This is a genomic window from Arthrobacter sp. UNC362MFTsu5.1 (assembly GCF_000685965.1).
Classification (GTDB): Bacteria; Actinomycetota; Actinomycetes; order Actinomycetales; family Micrococcaceae; genus Arthrobacter.
The window spans coordinates 132,389-147,268 of the sequence record NZ_JMLE01000004.1 but is presented as its reverse complement, the minus strand read 5'-3'; the positions used below and the strand labels follow the sequence as shown (position 1 = coordinate 147,268).

Here is a 14,880-nt window from a genome sequence, read left to right as displayed (position 1 = left end):
GGGGGCGCCGCCGTTACTCTGCCACGGCGGCGGCGATGAGGGCCTTGAGCGTGCCCTTTTGGATTTCCCCGAGGACACGGGAGGCCACCCGGCCCTGCTTGTCGAGCACCAGCGTGGTGGGCACGGCACCCGGAGGAACCAGCCCGGACACGGCCAGGAGCACGCCGCCGTCCTTGTCGTGGAAGCTCGGGTAGGTCAGGTTGAACGTCTTGTCGAACGCCTCGGCTGCGGCCTTTTCATCGCGGAGGTTGACGCCGTAGAACTGCACTCCCTGCGGCTTGAACTCCTGGTGAAGGGCCTCGAGCGACGGCGCTTCGACGCGGCACGGCGCACAGGCAGCGAACCAGAAGTTGAGCACGGTGACTTTTCCGACGAAGTCCGCCGGCTCCACGGTGGTGCCGTCAAAGAGGGTTCCCTTGATACTGACGGCGGATTTGCGGTCGGCAGCAGCGAACTCGGTCACGGACCCGTCACCGGCAACGTAGTTCTTGTTGTCTCCGGCCTTGGCCTGCTTGGCCAGGGCGTCTTCCTGGGCACACGCGGAAAGCCCCAGCGTGAGCGCGGCCAGCCCCAGGCCGCCGGCGGCCAGCACACTGCGGCGGGAGGCTGCGGTGGTCACGTCGCGGGCGCCGGCCGCCTTGGTGAACTTGAATCCGGCCACGCTCAGGCTCCCGGGGTGTTCGAGGCGCCGGGCAGGAGTGCGGCAGCGGGCTCGCTGTATTCCACGCGCAGGAGGGTGCCATCGTCGTCGAAAACCAGCGACGTGATGGACGTGAGGGTGCATTCGCGCTTGCGCGGATCGTGCCAGAGGGGCTTGCCCTCGGCGCTCAGCCGGGTGGACCAGATGGGGAGCTGGTGGCTGACCAGGATGGCTTCCGCGTGGTCTCCGCCCAGCTCGATGGCACGGAGGCGCGCGTCCTGGACTGCGGCGATGACGCGTGCGGCCTGGGCTTTGTACGGCTCACCCCAGGACGGGATGAACGGGTTGCGCAGGTGCGGCCAGTGCTTGGGCTTGAGGAGCTCGGCCTTGTTGACCCGGAGCCCTTCGAAGTGGTTGCCGGCCTCGATGATGCGCGCCTCGGTGTGGATTTCAAGGTTCAGCGCTTCGGAGATGGGGAGGGCCGTCTCCTGGGCGCGGGTCAGCGGCGAGGCCACGAGATGCACAATGTTCGCCCCGTCGGCCACGCGGTCGCTGAAGTGCACGGCGAGCGTCTTGGCCATCTGCTGCCCGAGTTCGGAGAGGTGGAATTCCGGCAGCCGTCCGTAGAGGATTCCGTCCGGATTGTGGACCTCGCCATGGCGAAGGAGATGAACAGTGGCTTGGGGCATGTTTACCAGTTTCTCAAAGATGTCGGGTGATCTGAAATCTTCTACAGGAAGTAGAACTGAGAAGTTTGGAGAAATGTTCCCCGGAGTTGGAATAAAAGATGCATATGCATGTTTATACTGGGTGAAGCAGTTAGTTGAGACTTCAAGCAAAGAAGTTTTGGCTGGCGATCAGATGTCCTTCCGCAAGAGAACTTCCACCACAGATCACAAGGAGCAACACCATGGCACTGCCCGCCAACATCACCACCGGCACCTGGACCCTCGACAACTCGCACAGCGAAATCGGCTTCACGGTGCGCCACGCAGGCATCAGCAAGGTCCGCGGCCAGTTCACCGACGCCGCAGCCACGCTGGACCTCGCCCAGGACGTTGCCGACTCCAAGGTCAACGCCACCATCCAGACCGCCAGCTTTGACTCGGGCGACGTCAACCGCGACGGCCACGTCCGCGGCGAAGATTTCTTCGACGTCGAGAAGTTCCCGGAAATCTCCTTCGTCTCCAACGCGATCGTTCCCAAGGGCGACGCATACGAGCTCCAGGGCGATCTCACCATCAAGGGCGTCACCCGCCCGGTGGCGCTCGAAACCGAGCTCCACGGCGTGGCTGTGGATCCGTTCGGCAACACCCGCGCCGGCCTCACCGCCGAAACCACCATCAGCCGCAAGGACTTCGGCCTGACCTGGAACGCCGTCCTCGAAGCCGGCGGAGTGCTGGTCAGCGACAAGGTTGCCATCAACCTTGAGCTCGCGTTCATCGCTCCGGCAGCCTAGTTCTTCGCTTCGTAGTTCTGCACCAACAGCACCCCGCTCCGTCCCCGAGACGGAGCGGGGTGCTGTGCTTAATCCGGCTGCTGAACCGGGCCGGCCAGAATACCTCTGCGGAATGATCCATCGGGCCACCGCAGCGGGGTACGGTGGAACCAAACCATGCTGGGGGCAGGGGAACCGTCACTGATCCCGGTACCCGTTTTGTCAGTAGTCGACCCGCGAAGGACCAACTATGAGCACGCCTCCAGCCACCCCGAACGAACCCGAGAACGGCAAGCCTGGCCCCGACGCTCCCCAGTACGGGCAGAACGCGCCGCAGTCACCTGCCGCACCCCAGTACGGACAGCAGCCACCGGCCGCTCCGCAGTACGGCCAAAACACGCCGCCGGGCGCTCCCCAGTACGGCCAGAACGCACCCCAGTACGGACAGCAGCCACCGGCCGCTCCGCAGTACGGACAGCCCCAGTACGGACAGCAGCCGTTCGGCCAGGCGCCGCAGCAGTACGGCCAGTCCCCCTATGCCCAGTACCCGTCCGAACAGCCGCAGGGTCCCGGAGCCGCCGGGGTTCCGAAGATGGTCAACAACGCGTTCTGGATGATCATTGCTGCGGGCGCCCTCTGGCTCATCTCCCTGCTGGTCGCCATTCCCGCGCTGGATGATCCCGCCATGCGGAGCACCTTCGAGGAGCAGATGCGGGCAGGCGGCGCAGACATCGATTTTGAATCAATCAAGGGCGTGGTCATCGGAACCATGGTTGTGATGGGCCTGATCGGTGCCGGGCTCTACGCACTGGTTGCCTTCAACGTGCGCAAGGGCAAGAACTGGGCGCGCATCCTGGGCACCGTATTTGCCGCACTCTCGATCTTCAGCCTGCTTCCGCTCAGCGTCGGCTCCATCGCGGTACTGCTCGGGATCGCAGCCATTGTGATGCTCTACCTGCCGGCATCAGCGCCGTACTTCCAGAAGCAGCAGCCGTTCGGCGGCCCGTACGCCCAGCCGGGCAACCCCTACGGACGCTAACGCACCCCGAAGCACCACGTTCCGCAGCACCACAGTTCCACAGCATCACAGTTCCACAGCCGGAGGGCGTGGACTTTGGACGGCACCGGCGAAATCAGTCGCGGGCCTCCGGAGTCCGCGCCCTCTGCGTTTGGCCGGCAAGCTCTTGAGCGGAAATTGAGCCGCAAACTATGCCCAGAATGCCCTTCCGCACGGTACCGTGTTACCAAAATCACGCTGGGGGCAGGTGAGGTGGCTGATCCCGGTGTCTATTACTGAGTAACCGACTCACAAAGGATCACTAATGAGCACTCCGCCCGTCCCGCCGTCGTATCCCAGCGATCCAAGCGGCGGTTCCTACGGCCAGCCGGCACCGCAGTACGGGCAGGGTCCGTCCGCCTTTGCGCATCCGCCGCAGTACGCGCAGGCCCCGCAGTATGGCCAGGCGCCCCAGTACGGCCAGCCCCAGCAGCAGTTCGGTCAGGCGCAGTATGGGCAGCCGCAGCAGTCCGGGAAGCCGCAGTACTTCGCCTACCCCTCCGAACTGCCGCAGCAGGGAAGCTCGGGCACCGCCGCTCCCCCGCTGGTCAACCTCTCGTTCTGGCTGCTGATCGTCGCCTGCGCGCTTTGGGTGGGCTCAGTGTTCCTCTCGATAGGTTCCATAGACGACCCCGCCATGCGCAGCCAGTTCGATGCCAGGCTGGCAACCAGCGGAGCGGGCGTGGATTTCGAGGCCGTGAAGGGCGTCATTGTGGGAATGGTGGTGCTGATTGCCGCCGTCGGCGTGCTGCTGTACGCGCTGGTGGCGTTCAACGTCCGGAAGGGCCGCAACTGGGCCCGTGTCCTGGGTACCATTTTCGCGGCCTTCTCCCTGCTGGGCGTTCTGCAGATGGGACTCGGGACGCCGTCCATCCTGGCCGGGGCCGCGGCGATCGTGCTCCTGTACCTGCCCGGGTCGGCGCCGTACTTCCGGAAGTACCAGCCGTACGCCGGCCCGTACGGGCAGCCGGGCTACCCCTACGGGCGCTAGCGGCGGCACTTCTCGACGGCGGGATTACTCGCCGTCGTCGGGGTTCTGGATCCGCTGGGCGTGGTAGGCCAGGATCTGCAGCTCGGTGGCCATGTCCACCTTGCGCAGGTTCACGCCCGGCGGCACCTGGAGCATCACGGGCGCAAAACTGAGGATGCTTCGCACGCCGGCGGCGATGACGCGGTCGCACACACCCTGGGCCACGGCGGCCGGCAGGGCGAGCACCACCATGTTGGCGCCGGTCCGCTGGAGGACAGGCTCCAGGTCCGCGACGTCGCTGACGCGCAGCCAGCCCACCTCGTTGCCCACCACCATCTGGTCGGCGTCAAAAATGGCCACGACGTCGAAGCCCCGAGATTCGAAACCGCCGTACCGCGCCAGGGCCTTGCCGAGGTTGCCGGCGCCCACGATTGCCACTTTCCAGTCCCGGGTGAGCCCGAGTGCGGCCGAGATGTTGCGGCTGAGGTACTGCACTTCGTAGCCGACGCCGCGGGTGCCGTAGGACCCGACGTGCGAGAGGTCCTTGCGGAGCGTGGACGAGCTGACGCCCGAGGCTTCGGCCAGGGACTCGGACGAGACGCGTTCGATCCCTTCGGCCAGCATGGTGGTGAGGGCGCGCAAATAGATGGTCAGCCGGGCCACGGCCGCGGGCGGAATCTGCTTGGCCGCAGTTCCGCTATCCCCGTGGACAGCCTCGGGGGATGAATCCAGCGAAGTCACTATCTGCTCCATTGCGTCGCGTTGTGAGTCCACTCTAGAGCCCCCTCCGCGCTGCCAACAAAGCAGAAGTCGTCGCGCCTATTTGGCCACAGCCTGGCGTAGTATCCGCTCGAGGCGGGTTTCGTCGATCTTCCAGAAGTCCCGCTGGACGCCGTCCACCAGGACAACGGGGATCTCTTCGGCGTAACGCTCGCGCAGCTCCGGCTGGTTGTCCACCAGTTGTTCCGTCCACTCAAGTCCCAGTGCCGCTGTGACCCGTCCGACGGCGTCGCGCGCCGCCTCGCAGAGGTGGCAGTCAGCTTTGGTGATCAGGACGACGTCGGGTTTTGCCATGCCTTAACCGTAGCCCGGGCTGCCGCCCCGCTGCGACGGGGGCGCGCATCTGTGTGCACCCATCAGCATGGACTCGTCTGCGAGGCCGCGACAGCGCGGACTCGACCATTGACTAGACTCAAGTCATGCCCGAGGAGAAGTACGTCGCCGTAGTCCGGCAGCCGGCCGGTGCGCTGCAGCACGGCGAGGCCGCCTTCTTCGACGTCGACAACACGCTCATGAAGGGCGCCAGCCTCTTCCACGTGGCCCGAAAAATGCACCAGCGCGGCGCCTTCACCCTGCCGCAGGCAGCAGGCATGGCGTGGAAGCAGTTCAAGTTCATTCTCCGCGGCGAGAACATGGATGACGTCCACGCGGTCCGGGACTCGGCCCTGACCCTTGCAGCCGGCATCACCGTGGAGGACATCAAAGCCCTCGGCGAAGAAGTCTTCGACGAAATGATTGAGTCCAGGATCTGGCCCGGCACCAAAGCCCTGGCCCAGCAGCACCTCCGGGTGGGGCGCATGGTGTGGCTGGTGACGGCGACCCCCATCGAGGTGGCCACCGTGATTTCCACCCGGCTGGGCCTGACCGGTGCCCTGGGAACCGTCGGTGAAGTCATGGACGGGGCCTACACCGGCCGGCTGGTGGGCGACATCCTGCACGGCCAGGCCAAGGCCGTGGCCGTCCAGGGCATCGCGGACGCCGAAGACCTGGACCTCAAGCGCTGCTGGGCCTACAGCGACTCACACAATGACATTCCGCTGCTGAGCATGGTGGGCCATCCCGTGGCCATCAATCCCGACGCCCGGCTCCGCCGCCACGCCCGGGACAACAACTGGCCGGTGTACGACTTCCGATCCGGACGCCGAGCCGCAACGCTCGGGCTGAAAGCCGCGACTGTCGGCGGCGCCGCCTACGGCCTCTGGCGGGGCTTCACCCGCTTCCGCGGACCCACGGTTTAACTCTTACCACACGAGTGGCGTGCCCGCTGAGCTTCCGGAGCCTCAATCGGCCACAGTGCTTCGCGTAGGAGCGCATCGCGACCGAACGCGCGACACAGGTCGCCCAGCGACCGTCGGAGCGCCTTTCGGGCGTGTCTAAGCGACGGCGAAGCGCTGTTGCCGGGGAACCAAGCAAAGAAAAATGCCCGCTGCCAAAGGCAACGGGCATCTCACGCTGTAGGAAGTATCTCTACTTCTTGTTACGGCGCTGGTGGCGGGTCTTACGAAGCAACTTGCGGTGCTTCTTCTTGGCCATACGCTTGCGACGCTTCTTAATAACTGAACCCACGAAAGTTCCTTACAAACTAGATGGAGTACCTGTCTGATGGAAGAGGTCCGTGGACTAGGCAACAGACTAAACAACAAACAGATTCTTACAATAACGAAAAACGTTCCCTAACAGGGTACCGCTTATCCGGCGCTCCCACTGACCGCCCGCCAGACCGCACCCCTTGGTTGCGGCCGCTGCGGAGGTTAGGCGGTGTCCGTTTGGCCTTCCACGACAGCACCTTTGACGTACTGTTCGACGGCGGTCTCGGGCACCCGGAAGGAGCGGCCGAACCGGACGGCCGGCATCTCTCCGGAATGAACAAGGCGGTACACGGTCATTTTGGAAACGCGCATGAGCTCGGCCACTTCGGCCACAGTCAGGAACTGAGCGTTCGAGAAGTTCGACTCTGCGGACATTTCCCTTATTCCTTTGTTAACAGCTGATAAAGGCAACCCCATTGAAACCCCATTGCGGTGTGCCGATGCTGAGCCATCAACCTACCCTGTGCTAGTTACTCTAGTGGCTGATGGTGCCATTGTGAAAGTCATTTTCAGTAACCAGTTTCGCTGAACCGCCAGGGACTTTCAGCCCTGGCTGGCGCCGCGGCGCTTGCGGGCCGACGATGCCAGCTGGCCCAGTACCGACGCCGTGACATCCCACTCCATGCAGGCATCCGTCACGCTCTGGCCGTAGACCAGTTCGTCGGTGCCTGCGGCGTGCTCGGCCACGTCGAGGTTCTGCGCGCCGCCCACCAGGAAGCTCTCCAGCATGACGCCGGCAATCGCCGCGGCTGCCGCTCCGCCGTCTTCCAGTTGGGCGCCGATTTCTAGGGCCACCTCGGCCTGGCGGTGGTGGCTCTTGCCGCTGTTGGCGTGGCTGGCATCCACAATGAGCCTGGGGTTGAGCTGCTTGGCCGCCAGCTTGGCGGACGCGGCTTCGACGTCGGCCGCGGAGTAGTTAGGGCCCTTGCGGCCGCCGCGGAGGATCACGTGCGTGTCCGGGTTGCCGGCCGTGGCCACCAGCGCCGCCCGGCCGTCGCCGTCGATCCCCAGGAACGCCTGGGAGGCCGCTGAGGCGCTGCAGGCATCCACCGCAACCTGGAGGTCGCCGTCGGTCCCGTTCTTGAACCCGATGGGCATGGACAGCCCTGACGCCAGCTGGCGGTGGATCTGGCTTTCCGTGGTGCGCGCACCGATCGCGCCCCAAGACACGAGGTCGGCCATGTACTGCGGGCTGATGGGTTCCAGGAATTCCGTGGCCGTGGGGAGGCCCAGCGAGGTGACCTGCTTCAGGAACCGGCGGGCTGCCCGCAGGCCGGTGGCGATGTCGTGGCTGCCGTCCAGGTGCGGATCGTTGATGAGGCCCTTCCAGCCCACCGTGGTGCGGGGCTTCTCGAAGTAGGTCCGCATCACGATCAGCAGGTCTTCCTTGTGCTTCTCGGCCTGGCTCACCAGCCTGCGGGCGTATTCCAGGCCCGCTTTGGGGTCATGGATGGAGCAGGGGCCCACGATCACCAGCAGGCGGTCGTCCACGCCGTCCATGATGGCCCGGACTTCGTCCCTGCCGCGTTCGACGACGTCAGCAACCCGGGCGTCCAGCGGAAGTTCCGCGATCATGTCCTGGGGTGACGGAAGCGCCTGGAATTCGCTGACGCGCAGGTTTGAGGTGGACTTGGAAGGCTGTGTTTCGGTGGCTGCTGTGGTGCTCATGGGTGCGGGGTCCTGTTCCGGAAGGTGCGGAGCGGGCCCAGATCAGAACCCGCCGGAGAAATGGCGAAGGGCAGAGAATGATCTCTGCCCTGTTGGCTCTGAAGGAAAGTTGGATGCGTGTCAGTTAGACGCGGGCCCCTCCAGAGCCAACGAAAAATACGCATACCAACGGTTTGTCATAGCCAAGACCATAACCCCGGAAGCAACCGGCCGCAAACCGGGGCGTCACAAAACTCCGCGCAACACACCGCACCCCTCTCGACCGGCCCAACTAGCCCGGCCCAACTAGGTAGCAGCAGGTGTCGTTTTGAGCCGCCAAAACGACATCTGCTGCTACCTAGTTGGGAGGGAAGCGCTACCCGAGCAGCTTGCGCAGGTACTCCAGCTGGCGGTTCCACTGGTGCTCCTGGCCGCCCTCATGGTTGTTGAACCGGTACACCTCGATGTCCTTGGCCGGCGCCCCGCTGCCAGCGCCCGTTCCGTAGGCGTTGAAGCTGGCAAAAACGGTCGACGGCGGGCAGATGTCGTCCGCCTGCGCGGCCGAGAACAGCGCCGGCACCGTGGCCGCCCGGCCCAGGTTGACGCCGTCGAAGTAGTTCAGCACGGCGAGGACCGACTCGTAACGGTCCCGGTGGCGGGCCAGGAAGGCAGCGATTTCCGGATAGGGTCCGCGCGGCGTGATGTCGATGGCGCGGGGGAAGTCCTGCAGGAACGGCACGTCCGGCAGCGCGGCGATGACGCCGTCGAGCCTTCCGGCCGCAAGCCCGGCCACGGCAATGGTGATGCCGCCGCCCTGGCTGACACCCGCAACCACAACCCGGGAGGCGTCGACGGCGGGATGCGCCTGCGCCGCTTCCACCGCGCGGAAGGCATCGACATAGACCCGGCGGTAGTAGTAATCCTCACGGCTTCCGGCGCCGCGGGTCATCAGCCCCGCATGCGCCACGTCCCCGGCGGATGGGTGCGGGTCTGCGGTGTGCCCCAGGAGTCCGCCGTAGCCCTGCCCGCGCGTGTCCATGATGAAGTGCGCGTAGCCCGCCTGCGCCCACTTGGTGTCCTGGTTGGACAGCCCGCGTCCGCCGGAATAGCCCGCATACTGCACCACGACGGGAAGCGGCTCGTCCGCCGGGCGGTTCGCCGGCAGGTGCAGCCAGCCCTTCACCGGGGAACCGCCGAATCCCGCGAAGGTGACATCGAACGTGTCTACTACAGTGAGGTAGTTGTCCACGGGCTCGAACACGGCGCCCAGCGGGTATGCCCGGGCTTCGCTGACGGTGCGGTCCCAGAAGGCATCGAGATCCACCGGCGCGGTGACGCCGGAGGTGTAGTTTCGGAGCTGCTCAAGCGGTAGGTCGAAAAGTGGCATGGAATTCCGGTTCTGTGAAGCGGCCAATACGTAGGATGTTGCATCTTCTCAGGCGGACACGGCGGATTCAACCGTCACGACGCCACGTTGCGCAGCCGGGAAGCTTTCCAACGGCTGGGAGCCACGCACCAGGGCCCGCAGCTCGCCGAGCCCGCCCGACACCACGCCTGCCGCCCGGGCCTGGACCAGCACGTTGCCCAGTGCGGTGGCCTCGACCGGTCCGGCGATGACGCGTCTTCCGGTGGCGTCGGCAGTGAGCTGGCACAGGAGCCGGTTCTGCGAGCCGCCGCCGACAATGTGCACCACGTCGACGCGCACGTCGGCGAGGCGTTCGGCGTCGGCGATGGTCCGGGCGTACCCGGCAGCGAGGCTGTCCAGGATGCAGCGGGTGATCGCGGCGGGGCTGTCCTTAAGAACCGAGCCGGTGTTGCGGACGGCCGCGCGGATCCGTTCGGGCATGTTGTCCGGGGCGATGAAGTAGGGATCGTCCGCGTTGATCTGGGGTCCGCCCAACGGCAGCGCCGCAGCGCCGGCCAGCAGGTCCGCCAGCGTGGCCGTGTAACCCTGTTGCGCCCACGCGCGCTGGCATTCGCTGAGCAGCCAGAGCCCGCCGACGTTGCGGAGATACCGGATGGTGCCGTCCACGCCGCGTTCGTTGGTGAAGTTCGCCTGCCGGCTCGCCTCGGTGAGCACGGGCTTCTTCAGCTCGACCCCGACAAGCGACCAGGTTCCCGAGGAGATGTAGGCGAAGTTCCCGTGTTCGGCCGGGACGGCGGCGACGGCGGATGCGGTGTCATGCGAGCCGACGGCCACCACTTTCGTGGCCTCGGCCAGGCCGGTCCGGGCGGCGATGCCGGGCAGCAGGGTGCCGACGGTTTCGCCGGGCTGGATCAGCGGCGGGAACAGTTTCTTCGGCAGGCCCAGGGCGGCCAGGAACTCGGTGGCCCACTCCCCCGCAACAGCGTCGAAGAGGCCGGTGGTGGAGGCGTTGGTGGCTTCGGTGCGGCGCTCTCCGGTGAGCAGGAAGGCGATCAGGTCCGGGATGAGCAGGGCCTGTAGCCCGTCCAGGTCCTTTTCGGTTGCCAGCTGGTAGAGGGTGTTGAACTGCAGGAACTGCAGGCCTGTGGTGGCGTAGAGCCGGGCCGGGTCCAGTTTTTGGTGGACGCGGGCGACGGCGGCGCGGCTGCGGTCATCGCGATAGCTGAACGGCTGCGCGATGAGGTTCCCGGCAGAGTCCACCAGCCCGTAGTCCACCGCCCACGTGTCGATCCCGATGCTGCTGATCGTTTCGCCGCGCTCGGCGGCTGCGCGGGCCGCGGCAGCGAGCCCCGTGAGCACCTCGGCGAACAGGGCGTCGAAATCCCAGCGCAGGCCGCCGTCGGACTCCACCACGCCGTTCGGAAAGCGGTGGACCGTTTCCAGAGTCGCTTTGCCTTCACCACCGGCAACGCCGGGTGCCACCCGGCCGAGGATGACCCGGCCCGAGGAGGCGCCGATATCGACAGCGGCGAATACACTGCCGGCGACCACGCCGCCGTCGACACCGGGTGTTGGGCTGCTGCTCATCGCAGGAAGGCTGCGGCCACGCCGGCGTCCACGGGGATGTGGAGGCCGGTGGTGTGGGACAGTTCGGCGCTGGTGAGCACGGCGGCGGCGTTGGCCACGTGCTCGGGCAGGACCTCGCGCTTGAGCAGGGTGCGCTGGGCGTAGTACTTGCCCAGTTCCTGCTCGTCCACCCCGTACACCGCGGCGCGTTTGGCGCCCCAGCCGCCGGCGAAGATCCCGGAGCCGCGGACCACGCCGTCGGGGTTGATGCCGTTGACGCGGATGCCGTATTCGCCGAGTTCAGCCGCGAGGAGCCGGACCTGGTGGGCCTGGTCTGCCTTGGTTGCGGAGTAGGCGATGTTGTTCGGGCCGGCGAACACGGAGTTCTTCGAGGAGATGTAGATGATGTCCCCGCCCATGTCCTGATCGATCATGACCTTCGCTGCGGCCTTGGCCACCAGGAAGGAGCCCTTGGCCATGACGTTGTGCTGCAGGTCCCAGTCCTTCTCGGTGGTTTCCAGCAGCGGCTTGGAGATGGAGAGCCCGGCGTTGTTGACCACCAAGTCCACGCCGCCGAATGCCAGCACCGCTTCCTGGATGGCCGCGGCGACCTGGGCTTCGTTGGTGACGTCGGCCTGCACGCCGATGGCCACGTCCGGTCCGCCGAGTTCGGCGGCGACGGCCTGCGCATTCTCCAGGTTCAGGTCGGCAATCACCACGCAGGCGCCTTCCGCGGCGAGGCGGGTGGCGATGGCTTTGCCGATGCCGGAGGCGGCGCCGGTCACCAGGGCGATGCGGGTGGCGTGGGACTTGGGCTTGGGCAGCCGGGCGAGCTTGGCTTCTTCCAGGGCCCAGTATTCGATCCGGAACTTCTCGGATTCCTCGATCGGGGCGTAGGTGGAGATCGCCTCGGCGCCGCGCATCACGTTGATCGCGTTGAGGTAGAACTCCCCGGCGACGCGGGCGGTCTGCTTGTTCGCACCGAAGGAGAACATGCCCACGCCCGGGACCAGCACGATGGCCGGGTCCGCGCCGCGCAGCGCCGGGCTGTCTGGGGTTGCGTGCCGGCTGTAGTAGGCCTGGTAGTCCTCGCGGTAGTCCGCGTGGAGCTCCTGCAGCCGGGCGATCGAGTCCTCGATCGAGGCGTCGGCGGGCAGGTCCAGGATCAGCGGCTTGACCTTGGTGCGCAGGAAGTGGTCCGGGCAGGACGTGCCCAGGGCACCGAGCCGCGGGTGTTCGGCGGCTTCCAGGAAATCAAGCACGACGGCGTCATCACTGAAGTGCCCCAGCTGCGGTTTGTCCGTGGACGCCAGCCCGCGGATCACCGGGGCCAGCGCGGCGGCCTTGGCTTTGCGTTCCGCGTCGGGGAGGGCGCCGTAGCCGGGCAGTTTCGGACCGAACGGCTCGGTGCGGCCGTTCTCTGCGATGAACTTTTCGGCCTGGTCGATGATCCAGAGCGAGTTGGCCTCGGCCTCTTCGGACGTGGCGCCCCAGGCGGTGATGCCGTGGCCGCCCAGGATGGTGCCGACGGCCTGCGGGTTGGCGTCCTTGATCGCGGCGATGTCGAGGCCCAGCTGGAAACCGGGGCGGCGCCAGGGAACCCAGACCACCTTGTCACCGAAGATCTTGGTGGTCAGTGCCTCCCCGTCCACGGCCGTGGCGATCGCGATGCCGGAATCCGGGTGCAGGTGGTCCACGTGCGCGGCGTCCACCAGCCCGTGCATCGCGGTGTCGATCGACGGCGCAGCGCCGCCCTTGCCGTGCAGGCAGTAATCAAAAGCGGCCACCATTTCGTCTTCGCGGTCCACCCCGGGGTAGACATTCTTCAGGGCGTTCAGCCGGTCCAGGCGGAGCACGGCCAGGTTTTCGGCTTTGAGGGTTCCGAGGTCCCCGCCGGAGCCTTTCACCCAGAGCAGCTGGACGTCCTCGCCGGTGACCGGGTCCTTCTCCGTGCCCTTCGCGGAGGTGTTGCCGCCGGCGAAGTTGGTGTTCCGCTTGTCCGCACCCAGGCGGTTGGAACGGGCAATCAGGTCTTCAACAGTCTTGTTCGTGCTGCTCATGCTCTTATGCGCCCCATCCGGCCTGGTGACCGCCCACGCGGTCTTCGTTGATCTGTTTCTGGTAGCCGCTGGCTTTGAAGGCTGCCAGCGGGTCCGCGGGCAGGCCGCGGGATTCACGCCAGTCGGCCAGGACGGGCCGGACGTCGGTGTAGAAGGCGTCGTTGAACACCGCGTTGGCGGCCAGGACATCGCCGGCACGCTGGGCTTCGCCCAAAGCGGCGGTGTCGATCAGCAGGGCACGCGCGGTCATTTCCTGGACGTTGAGCACGGAGCGGATCTGGCCCGGGATCTTCTCTTCCAGGTTGTGGCACTGGTCCAGCATGAGCGCCACGCCGGAGTCTTTCCCGAAGCCGCCGCCGCGGATCACCTCGTGCATGATCCGGAACAGCTGGAACGGGTCCGCCGCACCGACGATCAGGTCGTCATCCGCGTAGAAGCGCGAGTTGAAGTCGAAGGAACCCAGCTTGCCCAGGCGGAGCAGCTGCATGACGATGAACTCGATGTTGGTGCCCGGGGCGTGGTGGCCGGTGTCCAGGCAGACAAACGCCTTCTCCCCCAGCGCCAGGGTCTGGGCGTAGGACGTGCCCCAGTCCGGAACATCGGTGTGGTAAAAAGCCGGTTCGAAGAACTTGTACTCCAGCACCAGGCGCTGGTCCTCACCCAGGGCGGCGTAGATCTCCTGCAGGGACTCGGCGAGCCGGTCCTGCCTGCCCCGCATGTCGTCCTGGCCCGGGTAGTTGGTGCCGTCCGCCAGCCAGATCTTCAGATCGCTCGAGCCCGTGGCGTGCATGATCTCCAGGCACTCGAGGTGGTGGTCGATGGCGCGCCGGCGCACTGCATCGTTCGAGGACGTCAGGGAACCGAACTTGTACTCGTCATCCTGGAACGTGTTCGAGTTGATGGTGCCAAGGCCCACGCCCAGGCCCGCCGCGTACTCACGCAGGGCGGCGTAGTCATCCACCTTGTCCCACGGAATGTGCAGTGCAACGGTGGGAGCCAGGCCCGTCAGCTCGTGCACCTTCGCGGCGTCCGCGATCTTCTCCTGCACGGTCCGCGGGGTGCCCGGTGTGCCGAACACCTTGAAGCGGGTGCCCGAGTTGCCATAGGCCCAGGAGGGGACTTCGATGGCAAGCTCTTCCAGCCTGCCCAGCGCCGTTGCTACGTCATTCATGTTGGTTATTTCCGGTCTCTTGTGTTGCTGCGGTATGGGGTGGTGGTGCTGCGGCCCCGCTGCTGGAGCCTTGGGTGACTCAGCGTGCCGCGGACTCCGCCGCGGCGAGCTGGTCGTCTAGATTGAAGACTTCTTCGAGGACCAGGAACCCTTCGTCGGGGGCCTGGTCCGTGTTGTCCGGGTTGTCAAAAAGAGTGGCCATCTCCGCCTGCCAGCGGGCATTGACGTCGGTGAGCGCCATCCGCGCCCTCACGGCGTCGAAGTCGTCGCATTCCACGTAGCCCACCAGCAGCCCGTCAGTGCCCAGGAACAGCGAATAGTTGTGCCAGCCCGCATCCTGGAGTGCCTTCAGCATCTCCGGCCAGACGGCGGCGTGCCTGCGCTTGTACTCATCGATCAGTCCGGGTTGGACCGAGGAGCGGAAACACACCCTCATCTGCGGCTCTCCTGAATTTCGGATTCTTTGAATCGTTTCATTGTTACGATTCAAAGTACTCTTGAAGTCGAGTAGGTGTCAAGCAATTGTCATTGGACGAAAACCCTTTCTCCGGGAAGGCCGTTTCGCTCGCAAGGGAACGCGCCCCGGGCAAGGACAA

At 65.9% G+C, this 14,880-nt stretch carries 16 protein-coding genes; 4 read left to right on the top strand and 12 right to left on the bottom strand.

Annotation, left to right across the window (positions count from 1 at the left end; genetic code table 11):
• Positions 1–13: 13 nt before the first annotated feature.
• Positions 14–592 carry a TlpA family protein disulfide reductase gene (locus tag BS38_RS0106070; protein WP_028269988.1) on the bottom strand — a complete coding sequence of 193 codons (579 nt, stop codon included), beginning with the start codon at positions 590–592 and terminating at the stop codon, positions 14–16.
• Between the two features lie 71 nt (positions 593–663).
• Positions 664–1,329: a histidine phosphatase family protein gene (locus BS38_RS0106065; RefSeq protein WP_028269987.1), complete on the bottom strand. Its 666-nt coding sequence runs from the start codon at positions 1,327–1,329 to the stop codon at positions 664–666.
• 221 nt (positions 1,330–1,550) lie between these two features.
• Here BS38_RS0106065 and BS38_RS0106060 point away from each other — a divergent pair, with 221 nt between their 5' ends.
• The 3 genes from BS38_RS0106060 (at position 1,551) to BS38_RS0106050 (ending at position 4,126) form a co-directional block, all read left to right on the top strand.
• A complete protein-coding gene (locus BS38_RS0106060) occupies positions 1,551–2,099 on the top strand; it encodes a YceI family protein (RefSeq protein ID WP_028269986.1) in 549 nt (182 codons plus the stop codon).
• 229 nt (positions 2,100–2,328) lie between these two features.
• The gene (locus BS38_RS0106055) at positions 2,329–3,117 is read left to right on the top strand and encodes a hypothetical protein (RefSeq protein WP_028269985.1); all 789 of its coding nucleotides are present in this window, start codon (positions 2,329–2,331) and stop codon (positions 3,115–3,117) included.
• A gap of 283 nt (positions 3,118–3,400) precedes the next feature.
• Positions 3,401–4,126 (top strand): hypothetical protein, encoded by a 726-nt coding sequence (locus BS38_RS0106050; RefSeq protein ID WP_028269984.1) that lies wholly within the window; start codon positions 3,401–3,403, stop codon positions 4,124–4,126.
• Positions 4,127–4,150: 24 nt separating this feature from the next.
• Here the strand turns inward: BS38_RS0106050 and BS38_RS0106045 are convergent, their stop codons facing one another.
• Both BS38_RS0106045 and BS38_RS0106040 read right to left on the bottom strand, forming a co-directional pair.
• A complete protein-coding gene (locus BS38_RS0106045) occupies positions 4,151–4,846 on the bottom strand; it encodes a redox-sensing transcriptional repressor Rex (protein WP_028269983.1) in 696 nt (231 codons plus the stop codon).
• 78 nt (positions 4,847–4,924) lie between these two features.
• On the bottom strand, positions 4,925–5,179 hold the full coding sequence (locus tag BS38_RS0106040) for a glutaredoxin family protein (RefSeq protein WP_028269982.1): 255 nt from the start codon (positions 5,177–5,179) through the stop codon (positions 4,925–4,927).
• Between the two features lie 125 nt (positions 5,180–5,304).
• On the opposite strand from BS38_RS0106040, the gene BS38_RS0106035 reads away from it, so the two are divergent.
• Entirely contained in the window at positions 5,305–6,123 is an 819-nt protein-coding gene (locus BS38_RS0106035) for an HAD family hydrolase (protein ID WP_028269981.1), read from the top strand.
• A gap of 229 nt (positions 6,124–6,352) precedes the next feature.
• On the opposite strand, the gene BS38_RS26650 is transcribed toward BS38_RS0106035, so the two are convergent.
• The 8 genes from BS38_RS26650 to BS38_RS0106000 form a co-directional block, all read right to left on the bottom strand.
• Positions 6,353–6,451: a 30S ribosomal protein bS22 gene (locus tag BS38_RS26650; RefSeq protein ID WP_003792170.1), complete on the bottom strand. Its 99-nt coding sequence runs from the start codon at positions 6,449–6,451 to the stop codon at positions 6,353–6,355.
• A 185-nt stretch (positions 6,452–6,636) separates the two neighbouring features.
• Positions 6,637–6,849: a helix-turn-helix domain-containing protein gene (locus BS38_RS0106030; RefSeq protein WP_028269980.1), complete on the bottom strand. Its 213-nt coding sequence runs from the start codon at positions 6,847–6,849 to the stop codon at positions 6,637–6,639.
• A gap of 168 nt (positions 6,850–7,017) precedes the next feature.
• Positions 7,018–8,142 (bottom strand): 3-deoxy-7-phosphoheptulonate synthase, encoded by a 1,125-nt coding sequence (locus tag BS38_RS0106025; RefSeq protein ID WP_028269979.1) that lies wholly within the window; start codon positions 8,140–8,142, stop codon positions 7,018–7,020.
• Between the two features lie 355 nt (positions 8,143–8,497).
• Complete coding sequence (locus BS38_RS0106020) at positions 8,498–9,508, bottom strand: acetylxylan esterase (RefSeq protein WP_028269978.1); 1,011 nt, start codon at positions 9,506–9,508, stop codon at positions 8,498–8,500.
• A gap of 48 nt (positions 9,509–9,556) precedes the next feature.
• A complete protein-coding gene (locus BS38_RS24525) occupies positions 9,557–11,074 on the bottom strand; it encodes a rhamnulokinase (RefSeq protein ID WP_051628752.1) in 1,518 nt (505 codons plus the stop codon).
• Positions 11,071–13,113, bottom strand: coding sequence for a bifunctional rhamnulose-1-phosphate aldolase/short-chain dehydrogenase (locus BS38_RS0106010; RefSeq protein WP_028269977.1), 2,043 nt, complete (start codon positions 13,111–13,113; stop codon positions 11,071–11,073). Before BS38_RS0106010 ends, BS38_RS24525 begins: the two co-directional genes overlap by 4 nt.
• A gap of 4 nt (positions 13,114–13,117) precedes the next feature.
• Positions 13,118–14,284 (bottom strand): L-rhamnose isomerase, encoded by a 1,167-nt coding sequence (gene rhaI / locus BS38_RS0106005; RefSeq protein WP_028269976.1) that lies wholly within the window; start codon positions 14,282–14,284, stop codon positions 13,118–13,120.
• 79 nt (positions 14,285–14,363) lie between these two features.
• Positions 14,364–14,720, bottom strand: coding sequence for an L-rhamnose mutarotase (locus BS38_RS0106000; RefSeq protein WP_028269975.1), 357 nt, complete (start codon positions 14,718–14,720; stop codon positions 14,364–14,366).
• Between the last annotated feature and the right edge of the window lie 160 nt (positions 14,721–14,880).